Origin of the sequence: Qipengyuania marincola, from assembly GCF_029688625.1 — a bacterium.
In the GTDB taxonomy this organism is placed as follows: domain Bacteria; phylum Pseudomonadota; class Alphaproteobacteria; order Sphingomonadales; family Sphingomonadaceae; genus Qipengyuania.
In genome coordinates, this window is sequence record NZ_JARULC010000003.1 from 360,345 (window position 1) to 376,359 (window position 16,015).

Genomic DNA, 16,015 nt, shown 5'->3' on the forward strand with positions numbered 1-16,015 from the left:
CCTGATAACCCCGCGATCGCTTGAGGTGCCGGACTTAACGACTATCGCCCTACTTTCAATCGCCTTCCCGCATCCTTGGGGCGCGGAGCGCTGCGCCAGAGGATCAAACCCGCGCCGATAATGATGCTGGCGCCGGCCAGTGTAGCGAGGTCGGGAACGTCACCGAACCACCACCAGCCAAGTGCAGTCGCTACCAGCATCTGCACATAGGTCGTCGGCGCGATCGTTGCCGCTCCCGCGCGCATCGTCCCGAGATAGGTCAGCCAGTGCGCCGTACTGGCCGTAAGCGCCACGACCGCGCAACGCGCGACCACCGTCCAGTTGGGCATCGTGACGCGCAGTTCCGGCACGCCGGACAGATGCCCGCCAAGCATCGCCAGCACCAGCCAGGGCATGGCGGCAGTCGCGATGTAGGCCTGCATAGACAGCGCGCTGCCCTGCCCGGCGCTAGCCCGATTGGCGATCACCATCAGCGCAAAGAAACTGGCCGAGGCGAGCGGCAGCAGCGCGACCCAGCCAAGCTCTACCAGATTGGGCCGCAGGACCAGGGCCACGCCACCGAGAGCAACCAGCGAGGCGAGCCAGACCGCCGGGCGGACCTTCTCGCCGAGCAGTGGGCCGCTGAGCAGTGCTACCAGGACGGGCGAAACGAAGGCCAGCGCCATCGCCGAGGCGAGCGGCATGACGTAGATGGCAGAGAAAAAGCAGAGCGAGGCAGCGGCAAGGCAAAAGCCGCGCGCCGCCTGCAGCCAGGGGTGGCTCGGTCGGAAGCCAGACCGACCCTCGCTGCGCCAGAGCAGGGCCGACAGGGCAACCGCCCCGATCAGGAAGCGCAAGGTCGCGACCGCCAGCGGAGACCATTCGCCGGCCATCGTCTTGATCACCGCATCGCCCACCGACAGCGTGGCAAAGCCGAGCATGGCCAGCAGGATCCCGCTCCGCTCGTCTTCCCGCATAGTCGTTCCCCGTCTCGGCCTTTCCCCGCCGCTAGACAAAGGCGGGGTCGGTGACCAGCCGTTAACTACCCACAGGGCACAGGGTTCGCACACGAGGCGGCAACAGAGAGCTCGACCGGGCTCCGGGGCGGCTCATTAGGGAAAAATCAAGGTTTCCAAAGTATTCACCACAATCATATTCGCATCTCCCGACCCTGTCGGGCAGGGCGAATGCGTCGATTTTGAACAGCGTTTTCGGGGGTTTAGGCAATGAGCGCATTCGGACGAAAGAACGGGCAGGCAGGCATGGCCTCCGGTGCACGTCCGAAATTCGGCAGCGCACGGCCGATGCAGGGCGGATCCCCCGCCCCCTCTCCGGTCGAGGAGAAGACCGCGGAGCCAGGCGGCGAGCAGTTTCCGCCTTTGCCCGGTGATGGCGCGGGCAAGAACGACGACGCGATGGCGCGCCTGTCGGAACGCATGAATTCCAGCCATTCGGGCCAGTCGGAAGTCGGCGGCTTCGAAGCGAGCGTCCACAAGATCAAGGAACAGGTTCTTCCGCGCCTGCTCGAACGCGTCGACCCGGAAGCGGCTGCCACGCTGACCAAGGACGAGCTGTCGGAAGAATTCCGTCCAATCATCATGGAAGTGCTGGCCGAACTCAAGGTCACGCTCAACCGCCGCGAACAGTTCGCCCTCGAAAAGGTTTTGGTCGACGAATTGCTCGGCTTCGGTCCGCTCGAAGAGCTGCTGAACGATCCCGACGTGTCCGACATCATGGTCAACGGTCCCGACCAGACCTATATCGAAAAGAAGGGCAAGCTGCAGATCGCGCCGATCAAGTTCCGCGACGAAAGCCACCTCTTCCAGATCGCGCAACGCATCGTGAACCAGGTCGGCCGCCGCGTCGACCAGACCACACCGCTGGCCGACGCACGCCTCAAGGACGGCAGCCGCGTAAACGTGATCGTTCCGCCGCTCAGCCTCAAGGGCACGGCAATCTCGATCCGTAAGTTCTCCGAAAAGCCGATCACGCTCGACATGCTCAAGGACTTCGGTTCGATGAGCGAGAAGATGTGTACCGCGCTGAAGATCGCGGGTGCTTGCCGCATGAACATCGTCATCTCGGGCGGTACCGGTTCGGGTAAGACCACCATGCTCAACGCCCTGTCGAAGATGATCGACCCGGGCGAGCGCGTGCTGACCATCGAGGACGCGGCCGAACTCCGCCTGCAGCAGCCGCACTGGCTGCCGCTGGAAACGCGTCCGCCGAACCTCGAGGGCCAGGGCGCCATCACCATCGGTGACCTCGTGAAGAACGCCCTGCGTATGCGTCCTGACCGCATTATCCTCGGCGAAATTCGCGGCGCGGAATGTTTCGACCTTCTCGCCGCCATGAACACGGGCCACGACGGTTCGATGTGTACGCTTCACGCCAACAGCCCGCGCGAATGCCTCGGCCGTATGGAAAACATGATCCTGATGGGTGACATCAAGATCCCGAAGGAAGCCATCAGCCGCCAGATCGCGGAATCGGTCGACCTGATCGTACAGGTGAAGCGCCTCCGCGACGGTTCGCGCCGCACCACCGACATCACCGAGGTGATCGGCATGGAAGGCGACGTGATCGTCACCCAGAACCTGTTCAAGTTCGAATATCTGGACGAGAGCGAGGACGGCAAGATCCTCGGCGAATTCCGCTCTTCGGGTCTGCGCCCCTACACGCTGGAAAAGGCCCGCCAGTTCGGCTTCGACCAAGCCTATCTCGAGGCGTGCCTGTAGGGTCCTAGCTCTGCATTATGGCCGGCAGGGCGACGGCCAGCATGCCGCCGCCAAGCACAGCGAAAGTCACGAATAGCCCGGTCCACGGGACCCAGCCCACGCGGTTGATCTGCGCGCGTTTGAGCCTGCGCCGCTCCATCAGCGAACACAGTGCAGCCACGACCAGAAACGCTGCGCCCCACATGGCGAGGATTTCCGCATCGCTGGCGAACAGCAGGAAGTCCGGCTCTTTCATCGCGGGCCATATGGTCGCGGAGCATACGGCCTGCAACTTTTTCGGGAACCGACCCTGAAGCCCTCCGTTATCCCCATCAAGCTCGCTTCAGAGCTCTTTGGGAAAGGACAGGACATGATCAAGAAGATCCTGCTTGCATTTGGCATTACGACGATGGCCCTCACGGCGACGGCCTGCAACACCGTTCGCGGCGTTGGCGACGACCTCGAATCGGCAGCAGACGCCGTAGACGAAGAAACCTGACTTCGGAAAAAGACCCCCCTCGAACGCCCGCCAAGCAATTGGCGGGCGTTTGTTTATCTACCGGCCACACCATTAGTTTCGGCGATAGACGAGCGAAAGATTATTGGCGGGCATGGCGTAACGCCGGCTCGGCGCGAAATTCGCTTCGCCCGCAATCCTATCCACCTGCGAGCGTTCGCGCAGGCCCCACTCAGCATTGCGGAACCTGAGATCGGCGTCGAAGGCACGGTTCGAGCGCGTGGTTTCAACCTCGTCCTCCAGAAACGGGCCGTAGAGGATCAAAGGTGCCCCTGCGCCAAGAATCTGCGCCGCGCCTTCGAACAGACCAACGGTCGCGCTCCATGGACTGATATGCGCCATGTTGATGCAGACGACCGCGTCGGCGCGGGTCACGGGCCAATCAGGCGCGCGCGCGTCCAGCGCAACCGGCGCGCGCAGACTCGCGAGACCCGCCTCCGCACGCCATGCCTGGATCGACGCGCGTGCCTCCTCGTCGGGATCGCTCGGCTGCCATTCAAGCGCCGGGAACCGCGCCGCGAAGGCCACGGCATGCTCGCCCGTTCCGCTGGCGATCTCGAGAACCATACCCTTTTCAGGCAATTCCTGCTCGAGAACGTCTCCGATCGGCCGCACATTGCGCGCTGTCGCGGGGGCGTGCCGCTTCAATTGACCTGGCGCTCGCGGCCTTCCCAGAAGGGTGCGCGCAATTCGCGGCGCAGGATCTTGCCGCTGGCATTGCGCGGCATGACCTCGATCACGTCGACGCTCTTGGGCACCTTGAATCCGGCCAGCCGCTCGCGCGTGAAGGCGATGATGTCATCCGGGTCGACCGAGGTGCCGGGCTTGGGCACCACGCAGGCTTTCACCGCCTCTCCCCAAGTGTCATCGGGCACGCCGATCACCGCGACCTCGCCGACCGCGGGATGGCCGTAGATCGCGCTTTCCACCTGCGCCGGATAGACGTTTTCGCCGCCGGAGATGATCATGTCCTTTATCCGGTCCTGGATGAAGACATAGCCGTCCTCGTCCATATACGCGGCATCGCCGGTGTGCATCCAGCCGTCGATCAGTGAGGACGACGTTGCCTCGGGCAGGTTCCAATAGCCCGCCATATTCGATGGGCTTTTGCAGATGAGTTCGCCCACCTCGCCGCGCGGCAGTTCCCTGCCATCCTCGTCCACGACCTTCAGCTGTGCTCCGGGTACAGCCCTCCCGGCCGATTTCATGCGCTGGTTGCCTTCGAGGCTGTGGTCGTCGGGCGGCAGCATCGCGATGGTACCGGTTGTCTCGGTCATCCCGTAGCATTGCAGGAAGCCTGCATCGGGGATCGTCTGCACCGCTTCGCGTAGCAGGTCGAGCGGTATCGGCGCGGCGCCGTACATCACGTATTTCACGCCCGACATGTCGGTTGTTTTCGCCCGCGGATGCTGGATGACCATCTGCAGCGCAGCCGGCACGATGAACAGCCGCGTGATGCCCTGTTCAAACCCGTCGAGCACGCCATCTGGCGTGAACTCCGACTGCACGATCGCCCGGATGCCCGCGGCCATTGCCATGATACCGAGGCCGGTGCCGCCGATATGCGCGCAGGGCATGCAGACCAGAATTGCCTCGTTCTCGTCCCAACTCGACCAGGGCTGTGCCGCTTCCTCGGCCGGCTGACGCAGCGAGAACAGGTTTGCATTGGTCAGCACCGCGCCCTTGGGATTGCCGGTGGTGCCGGAAGTATAGAGCTGAAGGACAGCATCCTCCGGGCCGGCGGGCGCGAAATCGGCCGGTTCCGCCGCCTCGATTTGCGCAAGCGCAGTCGACGTGTCGATCACCTCCGGCGCGGCGTCCATCTGCCCCGTCGCCTTCGCCGCCAGTTCTTCGAAACCCTCGCCGATAAACAGCACCTTCGCACCCGTATCGCCAAGGATATAGGCAATCTCTGGCGCGGCAAGCCGCCAGCCGACCGGCACGGTCACCGCACCCATGCGGGCCGCGGAATAGAACAGTTCGAAGTAATGTCGCGCGTTCTTGCCCAGCCACGCGATCCGGTCGCCCTTGCCGACGCCGTGGTTGGCCAGCATGGCGATGATCTTGCGCGAGCGGTGTTCGAGCTCGCCGAAAGTCAGCGCAGCGCCGTCCTGTTCGAGCGCGACGGCATCCGGCCGTTCAGCAGCCCAATGGCGAATGAGCTCGTCGAAAGTGAGCTTTTCGTTGTCCGACATATGTCCTCTCCGCTGTTTTCAGCTTCGAGAGACATCATGCCATATCGGTTTCGGCAAGCAACCTGCTATTGCCAGCGGCCCTGCTTGCGCGCGCGTCCCTCTCTGATCAGAAGCCAGAGGATAAGGCCGAGCGGCCCGGCGAGAAATGTCGCCAGCAGGATCGGGGCTTGGGCGAAGCGTGAGAACGCCTTCGTATCTGCGTCGCGCGCGATCCAGAGGCCGACGAAAAGGTCGAAGGCAAGATAGTGAATCCAGCCCACGGTCACGCCCGCATCGGTGGCGAAGATGGCCGCAACACCCTCCAGCGTTGTGAAATCGGCCCCGCCCTCGCCCCCACCGGGTATCACCCCGCTAACGAGCCCGATGACGCAAACTGCATAGGTGAGGCAAAGCAGGCCGACGCCCAGATAAAGTACAGCCGCCAGCAACGCCGGCCAGCGGGGCAGCAGGATGAGCGCGGCCCACATGATCAGCGCCAGCGTATTGGCGATACCGAACAGAGTCTCCCACATCGCTTGCGCCCCTATTGCTCGTCGAGCCGCGCAAGGGATTTCGCGGCGCGGATTATTGCATCATTGTCATGGACAAACCGGCCGCGCGCGGCTCGCTTGGCCAGGCTCAGCGCAGCGTCGGCGACCGTCTCTGCCTTGATCGCCCGGTACTTGCGAAACTGCCCTTGCAGCATGAGATTGACGAAGGGCGCGGCGGCGATGCCCATTCGCTCTGCCACGCGTCGGTCATTGGTGCGCCGGCCGCGCAGCAGGCCGGGACGCAGGATGTCGAGCCTGCCGAACCGCAGCTTGGTGAGGTCACGCTCCACCTCGCCTTTTACGCGCAAGTAAAAACTTTTCGCGCCGATCGCGGCACCGACCGAACTTACATGGACGAAGCGTTCGACACCTTGCGCTTTTGCGGCCTCGGCGACTGCGAGGACGAGATCATGGTCGACTGCCCGGAATGCCGCCTCGTCCTCGCCGGACTTCTTCCATGTCGTGCCCAGCGCGCAGATCATCGCCTTTGGCCGGACCGCCTCGATCACCTCGACCCAATTGGCAGGATCGGCCACGAACAGCTCCATGCGCGCACCCTGCGGCAACGGCGCTTCGCGGCGGGCAATGGCCGACAGACGCACGTCCTCGCGCCCGACGCAGGCTTCCATGACCTTTCCGCCGATCAAGCCGGTCGCGCCGACCAGCAATAGGCGCAGCGCGTCAGACATTGCTCAGACCCTCGGGCGCGCGGCCATAGATGCGACGCACCTGGTCGATGGCAAAGCGGTCGGTCATGCCGGCGATGAAATCGGCGATATGGCGGCTGCGCTGCGGATCGGTGTCGGGATGCTTCGCTCGCCAGTCGTCCGGCATGGTTGCCGGGTCCTGACTATAGGCGACATAGAGGCGCGAAATAACGTCGCGCGCACGCTCTGCCGTCGCCAGCTGTTCAGGGTGATAGTAGAGCCGGTCGTACATGAATTTCTTCAGCCGTCGTTCCTGCTCCGCCATCGAGGGGGAAAAGGCCGCCATGGGCTTACCCGCTGTCCGGATGTCGTCGACGTCCCGCGCGCCTTTCACGCGATCGCGGGTCTCGGTCAGCAAATCGTTGACCATCAAGCCGATCTGCGTGCGCACGAGTTCGCGCAGCTTGCGCTCGTGCGGGGCATGGGGAAAGCGCCTCTCGACCGCGCGCCACTGGTCCGCCAGCAGGTCCAGCGTCAGGAGATCGTCGAGTTCGAGGAAGCCGGCGCGCAAGCCATCGTCGATATCGTGATTGTCATATGCGATGTCGTCGGCCAGCGCTGCGACCTGAGCCTCCAGCGATGGCCAGCTGTCGAGCTGGAGCGAGAAGTCCGCGTCGATGTCCGCCAGCGCCCAGTTCGGAGCCGCCACCGGGCCGTTGTGCTTGGCGAGGCCCTCCAGCGCTTCCCACGTGAGGTTCAGCCCCTCGTGGTCGCAATAGGGGCTTTCCAGCCGCGCCAGCGTGCGAATACCCTGGGCGTTGTGGCAATAGCCGCCCGCATGGACCATCGCTTCCTCAAGCGCGGTTTCCCCGGCGTGACCGAAGGGCGGATGGCCGATATCATGGCCAAGGCACAACGCTTCTGTGAGATCTTCGTCCAGCCCCAATTCGCGCGCGATGACCCGCCCGATCTGCGCAACCTCGAGGCTGTGCGTCAGACGCGTGCGATAATGGTCGCCGTCGGGCGCGATGAAGACCTGCGTTTTGGAGCGCAACCGGCGGAAGGCGATAGAATGGACGATCCGGTCCCGGTCGCGCTGGAATTCGCTGCGCGGGCCGCGGGTGCCTTCCCTCTCCTCGGCAAATTCGCGCCCGCGCGAGCGCTGGGGGTCGGCGGCGTAGGGTGCTCTTGTCATTGTCCACGCGGCACTAGGCCAGCCCATGGCGGGCGACAACGTGAACGAAGCGCGAACTCCTTGGCTTTTCGTCAAAAAGAAAGGGCCGCACGACCAGTGCCGCGCGGCCCTTTCCCATTTATCGGGTCAATCAGTTGATGCCGATCGTATCGGCATTGCCGTCAGGATCACCCTTCACCGAACCGCCCGAGCGGATCGCGCCGAGCAACAGCAGGCCTGCCGCGTGCGGGCTGGCCATCGAGGTGCCCGACAGCGTGGCATAGCCGCCGTTCAGGTAAGTCGAGGGAATCGCCGAACCCGGCTCGGCGAAATCGACCGGCGGATTGCCGTAGTTGGAGAAGCTAGACCAGTTGTCGCCCTGTGCGAACGAGCTGATCGTATAGATGTTGGGACCATTGGCAGAAGCGGGCGACTTGGTTGTCGCGCTCGTGCTTTCGTTGCCCGCCGCAAGCGCGAACTTGAGGCCCTTGGCAGCTGCCGCCACGACCGCATCGTTCAGCGCCTGACTGAAACCGCCGCCGAGGCTCATGTTCGCCACATCGCCATTCGAAAAATTGGCCGCTGCGTAGTCGACACCGGCGATCACGCCGCTGTTCGAGCCCGAACCGCTGCGGGTGAGCACCTTGATCGCGACGACCTTAGTCCCGGGTGATACGCCTACGACGCCAATGCCATTGCCCTTGATCGCGGCGATCGTGCCGGCGACGTGCGTGCCGTGGCCATTGCCGTCATCGCCGTTCTTCTCGCGCGTGAAGCTGGCGGAACGAGCGGTGTCGACATTGAGATCGGGATGGTCGTAATCGATACCGGTATCGATGACCCATGCGGTCGCGGTCGAACCCGACAGGCCACCACCGACGCGCAGGACGCCCCAGGGCGTGCTTTCGGGGGGCGGTGTGCTGCCACCCGGCTTGCCCTTGCCCTTCTGGACCACGGCCATGGTCTGATCCTGCTCGCAGAAAGCGATGCGCGGGTTCTTCGCCTGCATCTTCGAAACACCCTGGGCCGATGCGTTCACCGCAAAGCCGCGAATGGTGTTCTCGTAGGTTTGCGCGACGGCGCCGCCCGCAGCGTTGGCCGACCGATTGGCTTCCGCTTTCACTTGGCCCTTATTCACGAGGCCGGGATTGAACACACAAATATACGAATTCTCGATTTTCGCTCCCTTTGCGGGCTGCGATTGGGCAGTGCCGGTATTGGCAATGCCAGCAGCCGCAAGCGCAACGAGGCTTGCGGCCGCGATGCGACCGTACGTAATTTTCATAAAGTGAGTCCCTTCCCTTCCTTGAGAGAAAGGGCAGCATGGCGGCAAAAACCATGCGATCAATGTCGCGGTGGTTAATATCTGCGGATAGCTGCGGAACTGTCGCCAAAAAGTCGCAAAGGCGGCGCGATTATATCAATTGAGAATGAAGTCCGCGGCTGCACGACAATGGATCTCGGTGGAGTCGAACACGGGCAGCACATTGGCGCGCGTGTCGACGACCATCTCCAGCTCCGCGCAGGCGAGCACGATGGCCTCCGCTCCTTCCTTGTCCTTGCTTGTGATGATGGTCTTGAGCGCGCGCTCCGCATCGCGGGTGACCCGGCCAAGCATCAATTCCTTGTAGATGATGCCATCGACCATCTCCACGTCCTCGGGCTTGGGCGGAAGGAGATCGACGCCATAACCGATCAGCCGCTGACGATAGAAGCTTTCGGTCATCACGAAGCGGGTGCCCAGCAACGCGGCATTGCTGCATTCCGCCTTTTGCATCGCCTCACCCACGTGATCGGCGATGTGCAGGATCGGAAGGCTGACCGCCTCGGCAAGCTGGTCATAGACCTTGTGCATCGTGTTGGCAGCGATCACCAGGCCTTGTGCGCCGGCGGTTTCCAGCCGCCGGGCTGAATCGGTCAGGATCTGGGCGACGCGGTCCCAGTCATCGGCCTGCTTGGCTTCATAGACTTGCGAATAGTCGAGGCTCTCGATCAGCAGTGGCGCGCTGGCCATGGGCGGCGCCTGCTTCTGTACGAAACGGTTGATCCGTTCGTAATAGGCGCGCGTCGACACCCAGCTCATGCCTCCGATCAGCCCCAAAGTTCGCAAATTCCGGCCCCTTCATGTCCCTGTTGCTGCGAGTTCTCACGGCCCCGCAAAGACTTGCTTATGGTTCAGGGGTTCAGAACGGACGGGCCTTGTGCGGGTTCCGCCGGATCGGGATTGCCGCCCGTGGTAAGGCTATCAAGCCATTGGCGCAGGTCCTGCGCTGAGCGATCGGGTGCCTCTTCCATCGGGAGATGCCCAATGGCTGGATACGCGGCCAGGGTCGCCTGCGGGAGGTGGTCCATGTACCAGCCCGCCGCGGCATAGGGGATGAGCGCGTCCTCTTTCCCCCACATCACCAGCGTGGGCACTTCGACTTCGGCGATCTGTTCGGGCGTGAACGGTACGCGCCTGGTGGAAAAGCGCGCCCGTGTTGCGCCGCGATTGCCGGGATAACGGGCCATCTCCCAATAGCGATCGATAGCCTGCGGGGTCACCACCTCGTGGTTGGAAACGCTTTGCGACAGGCTGCGCGCAACCAGCGAACGCGGCAAGACCTGGCTCGCGGCATCGCCGACAACCGGCATGGCCGCGACCGTGAAGGCCAGGTTTCCGCCACGTTCACGGCGGATCGGCGCCCCGCCCGCATCGACCAGCACCAGACCCCGGAGCCGCTCGGGATGGGCGATGGCATAGCCCATGGCGATACCGCCCCCCATCGAATTTCCCGCGAGCACGAACCGATCGAGATCGAGCGCGTCGGCCACCCGGTCGACGTCCGCAACGAATGCCGCGAGCGAATAATCATTGTCCGGTGCGGGTCCCGTAAGGCCATGCCCGCGCTGGTCGAAGCGAATGACCCTGTAATCCTCGCGCAGGCGCTCCACCCATGGTTGCCAGGTCGCGAGATCGGCGTTCGAACCATGGAGCAGAACGATGGCTGGCGCATCGCGCGGTCCCTCGTCGCGCAGATGGACCGTGCGGCCATCCGCGAGCTCGAAGCGTTGCGACGGCGCCGCACCGTATTTCGCCCACATCTCTTCTGGATCGGTGTCCGGCACCCGGAAGATGAAGAACGCGGCGATGAGCACTAGCAAGAGCCCACCGAGGACGCGCAGCACCCATTTCACGGGGCCATCCCCTCGATCCAGCGCCGCACGATCGCGAGGCCGTCCTCGTCGACCGTTTCCTTGCCCAGTTCGGGCATGGCGACGCCCGGTTCGGTGGAAGCCATCCGATAGACTGTGATCGACTTGTCGGGCGCGCCGGGCACGATGTCGAACAGATGCCCGCCGGCGCCTCTGCCAGCGGCCACCGGGCGCTTGCCGATGCCGAGTGCTTCAGGATCGTGCTGCTCCCATCGCAGATCGAGCCCGCTGTTCGAGGCTGTCGCACCGGGCCGATGGCAATGGGCGCAATTCACGTCCAGATAGGCGCGCGCGGCGGCCGTCACATCGGCAGTCTCGCGCGTTTCCCACGCGGGAAGCCTGTCGGCACCCTGCGGGAACCGGTCGAGATGACCGCCCTCCACCATGGCCGTGAGCCATTCGCTCGAAAGGTTGCGTGCCTTGGGACCGATTGGGACCACCGCGCCCTGGAGGCCGTGGCATTCCTTGCACTGGTTCTTGTTCGGTACGCGATAGCTGATTGCCTCGCCCTTAGGTGTCGTCAGCTCGATCCGCGCGCCTGCGACGGCCAGTTTCGCATCGCTCTGATCCTCGTTCCAGAGATAGGGCAGCGCGACCCAGCCATCCGCGCGGTGCAGCAGGACACGAGTCTCGATCAACCTGCGATCATCTCCCTCACCGAAAGCGAAAGTCTTGATCAGCGCCGTGCCGACCGGCATTTCGAGCAGCCCTTCGCCATCGGCGCGGAGCTGCGTTCCTGCGGCACGATAGACGAAGCGCAACTTGTCCGCCCCATCCGAATACAGCGGCGTGTTGAGGCGGTAAGGATAGACATGCCGAACCGGCACTTGCGCCCCCAAATCCGCGAAGAAGCCGTAGTCCGAAAGCAGACGTGGCATGCCGGCGGCCACTATAGCTTCATCATTGACATGCTGGAGCGGAGGAGGTGTCGCGCGCACGGCCATGGCGCCTGCGAATGCAAGCGCTGCGGCGGCAAGGAGCGCGCCGTGCCTCATCCCGCCAGCCTGGCGTCGAGGGCGGCAGGCGCACCGATGCCGCTGCGGTCGAATTCGGCTGCGGGTTCGGGGACCGCCAGCGGTCCGGGTTGCGCTGCGCCGAGGCCCTTGCCGGCCTCGGTGAGATTGAGGCTCCACCCCGCCGTGCCCTCGACCGCGGCGAGCGAGCCGAGCCCGTCCCACAGCACTGGAGGAAGCTCTCCGCCGAAGGCCGCGAGTAGCATTTCCGCCCCATCGAGCTGCGGATCGTAGCCACCACCGTCATAGAGATTCTCGCCTATCACCACCTGCCGCGGGAGCGGGTCGTAGCGTTCGTCCTCGAAAGGCTGCGTATAGGCGATCACCATCACCGGCGCGGTCGGATTGCCGGACAGAATGTTATTCTCGACCAGCACATTGTCGTTCGCCATCACCATGATGCCAGTGCCGCGCCGCACGCCGGCGACGATATTGCCGGCGGGGGCAAAATTGGGCGTGTCGTTCGCGACCACCAGATTGTTGGCCACGATCACGTTTCCGCCGCCCATCACCGGCAAGTCGGGCAGGTCGAACACCAGGATGCCGCCAGTGTTGCGGGTGGCGATATTGTGTTCGACCAGCGCGTTGCGGCTATTCTCGATCTCGATCCCCGCAACATTGGCCTCGGCGATCGAATTGCGCACGGTGATGCCGTTGGACTGGCCCACGTAGATGCCTGCATCGCTGGCGCCGGTAACCTTCACGCCATCGATCAGGACGCCCGCGCTCTCGACCGGATAGATGCCGTAAGCGCCGTTGCTCTCGTGCGGTCCGCGCGTCCAGGTCACGCGGATACGGTGATAGACGATATTGTCCGCGCCCTTGGACTTGATCCCGTCGCCCTTGGGGTTTTCCAGCGCGAAGTCGCGCACCGTCACATTGTCGCTGGTGATGAGGAAGCCCTCGCCTGCGCCTTGCTGACCGGTGAAGTCGAGTACGGTGCCGTCCATCCCCGCGCCGCGCACAGTCACATTGTCGACATCGAGACTGAGCCCGTCGGTCAGTGCATAGCGGCCCGCCTCGAGAACAATCTCGTCGCCCGGTTGGGCGAGGATCAGGGCCTCCTGCAGTCGCTCCTGCGCGCCTTCGCCGGGCGCCACGGTGTGAGTTTCCGCCAACACGGGCGATGCACATGCCAGAAGAATGGCAGCAGCAGTCAGTCGGATCATGAGTCTCTCCCTTGCAACCTATTCTGACGCAAGGGGAAAGGATTGCAAGCTAGCGCGCGGTGAAAGCGCACACCGCAGCGGCCGTGCCGGTCACCTCGATCACCTCGGGATCATCGACCCGGCGCAGCCGCTCGAGCAATTCGGCGACCGATAGCGGCACTTGCGCCTCGCCCTCCTGAGGCTCCAGGCGGCGCAGCTTGGCGAGTTGCGCAGGGCTCAGCCTTTCGACCATCCGGCCCGCCATGCACTCTGCCATCGGCGCAGGCATGCCGCGCGCGACGAGCGTTGCGGTAATGCGCTCCTCGCTCCAGCTGTCGAGATTGAGGTAGAACACCAGCGCGCCCACGCCCATGGCCAGCAGCGCCAGGATGATGACGACCTTGCGCATCGCCTCAGTCGAGCGCCTTCACGATTTCCTCGACCATCTTCTTCGCATCGGACAGCAACATCATGGTCTGGTCCATGTAGAAGACATCGTTGTCGACGCCGGCATAGCCCACGCCGCCCATGGAGCGCTTGATGAAGAAAACCTGCTTGGCCTTGTCCACATCGAACACGGGCATGCCGTAAATGGGCGATGACTTGTCGGTCTTGGCCGCCGGGTTAACCACGTCGTTCGCACCGATGATAAAGGCGACATCGGCCTGCGAGAACTCGGAATTGATGTCCTCCAATTCGAAGACGTTCTCGTAAGGGACCTGCGCTTCGGCCAGCAGCACGTTCATATGGCCCGGCATGCGCCCGGCGACGGGGTGGATGGCGTATTTCACCTCCACGCCCTTCTCCTCCAGCATGTCGGCCATCTCGCGCAGGGCGTGCTGCGCCTGCGCCACCGCCATGCCGTAGCCCGGGATGATGATGACCTTTTCCGCCTGTTCGAGCATGAAGGCCGCATCGGCCGCGCTGCCCTGCTTGTAGGGGCGTTGCTCCTTCGCCTCGCCGCCGCTTGAGCTGTCGTCCGCGCCGAAGCCGCCCGCGATCACGGAAATGAAGCTGCGGTTCATAGCGCGGCACATGATGTAGCTGAGGATCGCGCCCGAGGACCCGACCAGCGCGCCGGTGATGATCATCGCCGTATTGCCGAGCGTGAAGCCCATCGCCGCCGCCGCCCAGCCCGAATAGCTGTTGAGCATCGAGACCACGACCGGCATGTCCGCCCCGCCGATGGGGATGATCAGCAGGAAGCCGATGAGGAACGCCAGCACCGTCAGCGCAATAATCAGCGGCATTGTCTCGGCAGGACCGGCCATGGCGAAAAGCGCGGTCAGCACGATGATCGCCGCCAGCGTGCCGAGGTTGATGAGATGGCGCGCGGGCAGGAGGATCGGCGATCCGCTCATCCTGCCCGAGAGCTTGGCAAAGGCGATGACCGACCCGGAGAAGGTGATCGCCCCGATGGCGATGCCGAGCCCCATCTCGACCTTGGAAACGGCGCCGATGCTGTCGCCCACAAGCAAACCGAAAGCGCCCGGATTGAGATAGGCCGCCCAGCCCACCAGCACCGCGGCAAGGCCCACCAGCGAGTGAAACGCCGCGACCAGCTCGGGCATGGATGTCATGGCAATGCGACGAGCGATGACAAGGCCGATCGCGCCACCGACCGCGATCGCAATCAGGATTTCGACGATATTGGCGATGTCGTGCGTCACCAGCGTCGTCACCACCGCGATCAGCATGCCGATCATGCCGAAGCGGTTGCCCGTCCGGCTCGTCGCAGGCGAGGACAGCCCGCGCAGCGCGAGGATGAAGAACACGCCCGACACAAGATAAGCGAGCGCGACCCACGGATTCACCGCCTCGCCGGTTGCGGCATGGGCGGGCGCGGCCAGCGCCGCAATGGGTGCGGCAAGGAGAAGGCGAAGCATCATTTCTTTTCCTTCTTCTTGTACATCGCGAGCATTCGCGCGGTCACCGCGAACCCGCCGAAGATGTTCACGCTGGCAAGCACGATGCCGAGCAGCCCCAGCCACTTCGCCCCCGGCACATCCGCCGCCGCGGCCGCGATCAGCGCGCCGACGATGATCACGCTCGAGATGGCATTGGTCACCGCCATCAGCGGCGTGTGCAGCGCGGGCGTGACCGACCAGACCACGTAATAGCCGACGAAACACGCCAGCACGAAGATCGACAGGATCGAAATGAAGTCCATCGCGCGCCCCCTCTATACCCGGCGGGATCTTTTATCCTCGACACAGGGCCTATCGAGTTTCGCGTCGCAAAGAAAGAGGCCGCGCCCTCTTGGACACGGCCTCAAACTTTCGAGAGATTAGGTGGTCCTCAGTTGCGGGGCATCAGCACCGAATTTATCGAGTGGATGACACCATTCGAATTGAGGATATCGGCAGTCTCGACATAGGCCGTACCGCCAACTGCATCGGTCAGCTTGACGTAGTCGCCTTCGACCGTGGCTGTGAGCCGGGTGCCTTGGACGGTCGTGAGAACGGCAGTGCCGCCGGCATTTTCAATGCGCGTAGCGATGTCGGCCGCGGTCAGTCGGCCCGGCACCACGTGGTAAGTCAGGATGCCGCGCAGCATTTCCCGATTGCCGGGCTGGGTGAGCGCGGTGCGCGTCGCGGCGGGGACTTTCTGAAAGGCTGCGTCCGTCGGCGCGAAGACGGTGAACGGGCCGGCGCCTGAAAGCGTGTCGACCAGTCCGGCCGTGGTCACGAGAGATTCAAGCGTCGTATGGTTCGGCGAGTCCACGATGGTTTCAACGACATTCACCGAAACGGCGGCAGGCGTGTCCTCCATCCCATCACCGTACATGGCGCAGGCCGATGTGGCGAGCGCAGCGGCGGCGGTCATAGCGAGGGTGAGCTTGTTCATTTGAGCGACTCCAGATTTGTGAAGGGTTTCAGCTTAACAACCTTCCGGAGTGG

General features: G+C 63.8%; 18 protein-coding genes. 2 read left to right on the plus strand and 16 right to left on the minus strand.

The genetic code is table 11. The features are described 5' to 3' along the window. Nucleotides 1-41: 41 nt before the first annotated feature. On the minus strand, nucleotides 42-956 hold the full coding sequence (locus P8Q88_RS11680) for a DMT family transporter (protein WP_278324007.1): 915 nt from the start codon (nucleotides 954-956) through the stop codon (nucleotides 42-44). A 249-nt stretch (nucleotides 957-1,205) separates the two neighbouring features. On the opposite strand from P8Q88_RS11680, the gene P8Q88_RS11685 reads away from it, so the two are divergent. After that, the gene (locus P8Q88_RS11685) at nucleotides 1,206-2,717 is read left to right on the plus strand and encodes a TadA family conjugal transfer-associated ATPase (protein ID WP_278324008.1); all 1,512 of its coding nucleotides are present in this window, start codon (nucleotides 1,206-1,208) and stop codon (nucleotides 2,715-2,717) included. Nucleotides 2,718-2,721: 4 nt separating this feature from the next. On the opposite strand, the gene P8Q88_RS11690 is transcribed toward P8Q88_RS11685, so the two are convergent. Then, entirely contained in the window at nucleotides 2,722-2,952 is a 231-nt protein-coding gene (locus tag P8Q88_RS11690; protein ID WP_278324009.1) for a hypothetical protein, read from the minus strand. Between the two features lie 114 nt (nucleotides 2,953-3,066). Here P8Q88_RS11690 and P8Q88_RS11695 point away from each other — a divergent pair, with 114 nt between their 5' ends. After that, a complete protein-coding gene (locus tag P8Q88_RS11695) occupies nucleotides 3,067-3,195 on the plus strand; it encodes an Entericidin EcnA/B family protein (protein ID WP_278324010.1) in 129 nt (42 codons plus the stop codon). A 72-nt stretch (nucleotides 3,196-3,267) separates the two neighbouring features. On the opposite strand, the gene P8Q88_RS11700 is transcribed toward P8Q88_RS11695, so the two are convergent. The 14 genes from P8Q88_RS11700 to P8Q88_RS11765 all read right to left on the minus strand — a co-directional run bounded on the left by P8Q88_RS11700 (nucleotide 3,268) and on the right by P8Q88_RS11765 (nucleotide 15,962). Beyond that, on the minus strand, nucleotides 3,268-3,861 hold the full coding sequence (locus tag P8Q88_RS11700) for a DUF938 domain-containing protein (protein WP_278324011.1): 594 nt from the start codon (nucleotides 3,859-3,861) through the stop codon (nucleotides 3,268-3,270). Further along, complete coding sequence (locus P8Q88_RS11705; protein WP_278324013.1) at nucleotides 3,858-5,408, minus strand: fatty acid--CoA ligase; 1,551 nt, start codon at nucleotides 5,406-5,408, stop codon at nucleotides 3,858-3,860. Before P8Q88_RS11705 ends, P8Q88_RS11700 begins: the two co-directional genes overlap by 4 nt. Before the next feature lie 65 nt (nucleotides 5,409-5,473). Continuing rightward, nucleotides 5,474-5,920 (minus strand): ABA4-like family protein, encoded by a 447-nt coding sequence (locus tag P8Q88_RS11710; RefSeq protein WP_278324014.1) that lies wholly within the window; start codon nucleotides 5,918-5,920, stop codon nucleotides 5,474-5,476. 11 nt (nucleotides 5,921-5,931) lie between these two features. Then, nucleotides 5,932-6,627, minus strand: coding sequence for an NAD(P)H-binding protein (locus P8Q88_RS11715; RefSeq protein WP_278324015.1), 696 nt, complete (start codon nucleotides 6,625-6,627; stop codon nucleotides 5,932-5,934). Beyond that, the gene (locus P8Q88_RS11720; protein ID WP_278324016.1) at nucleotides 6,620-7,780 is read right to left on the minus strand and encodes a deoxyguanosinetriphosphate triphosphohydrolase; all 1,161 of its coding nucleotides are present in this window, start codon (nucleotides 7,778-7,780) and stop codon (nucleotides 6,620-6,622) included. Before P8Q88_RS11720 ends, P8Q88_RS11715 begins: the two co-directional genes overlap by 8 nt. A gap of 130 nt (nucleotides 7,781-7,910) precedes the next feature. After that, nucleotides 7,911-9,044 (minus strand): S8 family serine peptidase, encoded by a 1,134-nt coding sequence (locus tag P8Q88_RS11725; RefSeq protein WP_278324017.1) that lies wholly within the window; start codon nucleotides 9,042-9,044, stop codon nucleotides 7,911-7,913. A 135-nt stretch (nucleotides 9,045-9,179) separates the two neighbouring features. Then, nucleotides 9,180-9,869 carry an aspartate/glutamate racemase family protein gene (locus P8Q88_RS11730; protein WP_278324018.1) on the minus strand — a complete coding sequence of 230 codons (690 nt, stop codon included), beginning with the start codon at nucleotides 9,867-9,869 and terminating at the stop codon, nucleotides 9,180-9,182. A gap of 65 nt (nucleotides 9,870-9,934) precedes the next feature. Further along, nucleotides 9,935-10,936 (minus strand): alpha/beta fold hydrolase, encoded by a 1,002-nt coding sequence (locus P8Q88_RS11735; protein WP_278324019.1) that lies wholly within the window; start codon nucleotides 10,934-10,936, stop codon nucleotides 9,935-9,937. Next, a complete protein-coding gene (locus P8Q88_RS11740; protein ID WP_278324020.1) occupies nucleotides 10,933-11,949 on the minus strand; it encodes an SO2930 family diheme c-type cytochrome in 1,017 nt (338 codons plus the stop codon). Before P8Q88_RS11740 ends, P8Q88_RS11735 begins: the two co-directional genes overlap by 4 nt. Next, the gene (locus tag P8Q88_RS11745) at nucleotides 11,946-13,136 is read right to left on the minus strand and encodes a parallel beta-helix domain-containing protein (RefSeq protein WP_278324021.1); all 1,191 of its coding nucleotides are present in this window, start codon (nucleotides 13,134-13,136) and stop codon (nucleotides 11,946-11,948) included. Before P8Q88_RS11745 ends, P8Q88_RS11740 begins: the two co-directional genes overlap by 4 nt. A gap of 49 nt (nucleotides 13,137-13,185) precedes the next feature. After that, nucleotides 13,186-13,524: a hypothetical protein gene (locus P8Q88_RS11750; protein ID WP_278324022.1), complete on the minus strand. Its 339-nt coding sequence runs from the start codon at nucleotides 13,522-13,524 to the stop codon at nucleotides 13,186-13,188. A 4-nt stretch (nucleotides 13,525-13,528) separates the two neighbouring features. Beyond that, complete coding sequence (locus P8Q88_RS11755) at nucleotides 13,529-15,004, minus strand: NAD(P)(+) transhydrogenase (Re/Si-specific) subunit beta (protein WP_278324023.1); 1,476 nt, start codon at nucleotides 15,002-15,004, stop codon at nucleotides 13,529-13,531. After that, nucleotides 15,001-15,285 carry an NAD(P) transhydrogenase subunit alpha part 2 gene (locus tag P8Q88_RS11760; RefSeq protein ID WP_006833497.1) on the minus strand — a complete coding sequence of 95 codons (285 nt, stop codon included), beginning with the start codon at nucleotides 15,283-15,285 and terminating at the stop codon, nucleotides 15,001-15,003. The genes P8Q88_RS11755 and P8Q88_RS11760 overlap by 4 nt, the downstream gene beginning before the upstream one ends. Nucleotides 15,286-15,413: 128 nt before the next feature. Then, complete coding sequence (locus P8Q88_RS11765; protein ID WP_278324024.1) at nucleotides 15,414-15,962, minus strand: fasciclin domain-containing protein; 549 nt, start codon at nucleotides 15,960-15,962, stop codon at nucleotides 15,414-15,416. Nucleotides 15,963-16,015: the final 53 nt, after the last annotated feature.

What these genes read in the sequence shown, in the direction of transcription:
- P8Q88_RS11725 (WP_278324017.1), bottom strand. Translation starts at nt 9,044, where the DNA reads ATGAAAATTACGTACGGTCGCATCGCGGCCGCAAGCCTCGTTGCGCTT.
- P8Q88_RS11745 (WP_278324021.1), bottom strand. Translation starts at nt 13,136, where the DNA reads ATGATCCGACTGACTGCTGCTGCCATTCTTCTGGCATGTGCATCGCCC.
- P8Q88_RS11690 (WP_278324009.1), bottom strand. Translation starts at nt 2,952, where the DNA reads ATGAAAGAGCCGGACTTCCTGCTGTTCGCCAGCGATGCGGAAATCCTC.
- P8Q88_RS11760 (WP_006833497.1), bottom strand. Translation starts at nt 15,285, where the DNA reads ATGGACTTCATTTCGATCCTGTCGATCTTCGTGCTGGCGTGTTTCGTC.
- P8Q88_RS11750 (WP_278324022.1), bottom strand. Translation starts at nt 13,524, where the DNA reads ATGCGCAAGGTCGTCATCATCCTGGCGCTGCTGGCCATGGGCGTGGGC.
- P8Q88_RS11755 (WP_278324023.1), bottom strand. Translation starts at nt 15,004, where the DNA reads ATGATGCTTCGCCTTCTCCTTGCCGCACCCATTGCGGCGCTGGCCGCG.
- P8Q88_RS11715 (WP_278324015.1), bottom strand. Translation starts at nt 6,627, where the DNA reads ATGTCTGACGCGCTGCGCCTATTGCTGGTCGGCGCGACCGGCTTGATC.
- P8Q88_RS11680 (WP_278324007.1), bottom strand. Translation starts at nt 956, where the DNA reads ATGCGGGAAGACGAGCGGAGCGGGATCCTGCTGGCCATGCTCGGCTTT.
- P8Q88_RS11710 (WP_278324014.1), bottom strand. Translation starts at nt 5,920, where the DNA reads ATGTGGGAGACTCTGTTCGGTATCGCCAATACGCTGGCGCTGATCATG.
- P8Q88_RS11685 (WP_278324008.1), top strand. Translation starts at nt 1,206, where the DNA reads ATGAGCGCATTCGGACGAAAGAACGGGCAGGCAGGCATGGCCTCCGGT.
- P8Q88_RS11695 (WP_278324010.1), top strand. Translation starts at nt 3,067, where the DNA reads ATGATCAAGAAGATCCTGCTTGCATTTGGCATTACGACGATGGCCCTC.
- P8Q88_RS11765 (WP_278324024.1), bottom strand. Translation starts at nt 15,962, where the DNA reads ATGAACAAGCTCACCCTCGCTATGACCGCCGCCGCTGCGCTCGCCACA.
- P8Q88_RS11740 (WP_278324020.1), bottom strand. Translation starts at nt 11,949, where the DNA reads ATGAGGCACGGCGCGCTCCTTGCCGCCGCAGCGCTTGCATTCGCAGGC.
- P8Q88_RS11705 (WP_278324013.1), bottom strand. Translation starts at nt 5,408, where the DNA reads ATGTCGGACAACGAAAAGCTCACTTTCGACGAGCTCATTCGCCATTGG.
- P8Q88_RS11720 (WP_278324016.1), bottom strand. Translation starts at nt 7,780, where the DNA reads ATGACAAGAGCACCCTACGCCGCCGACCCCCAGCGCTCGCGCGGGCGC.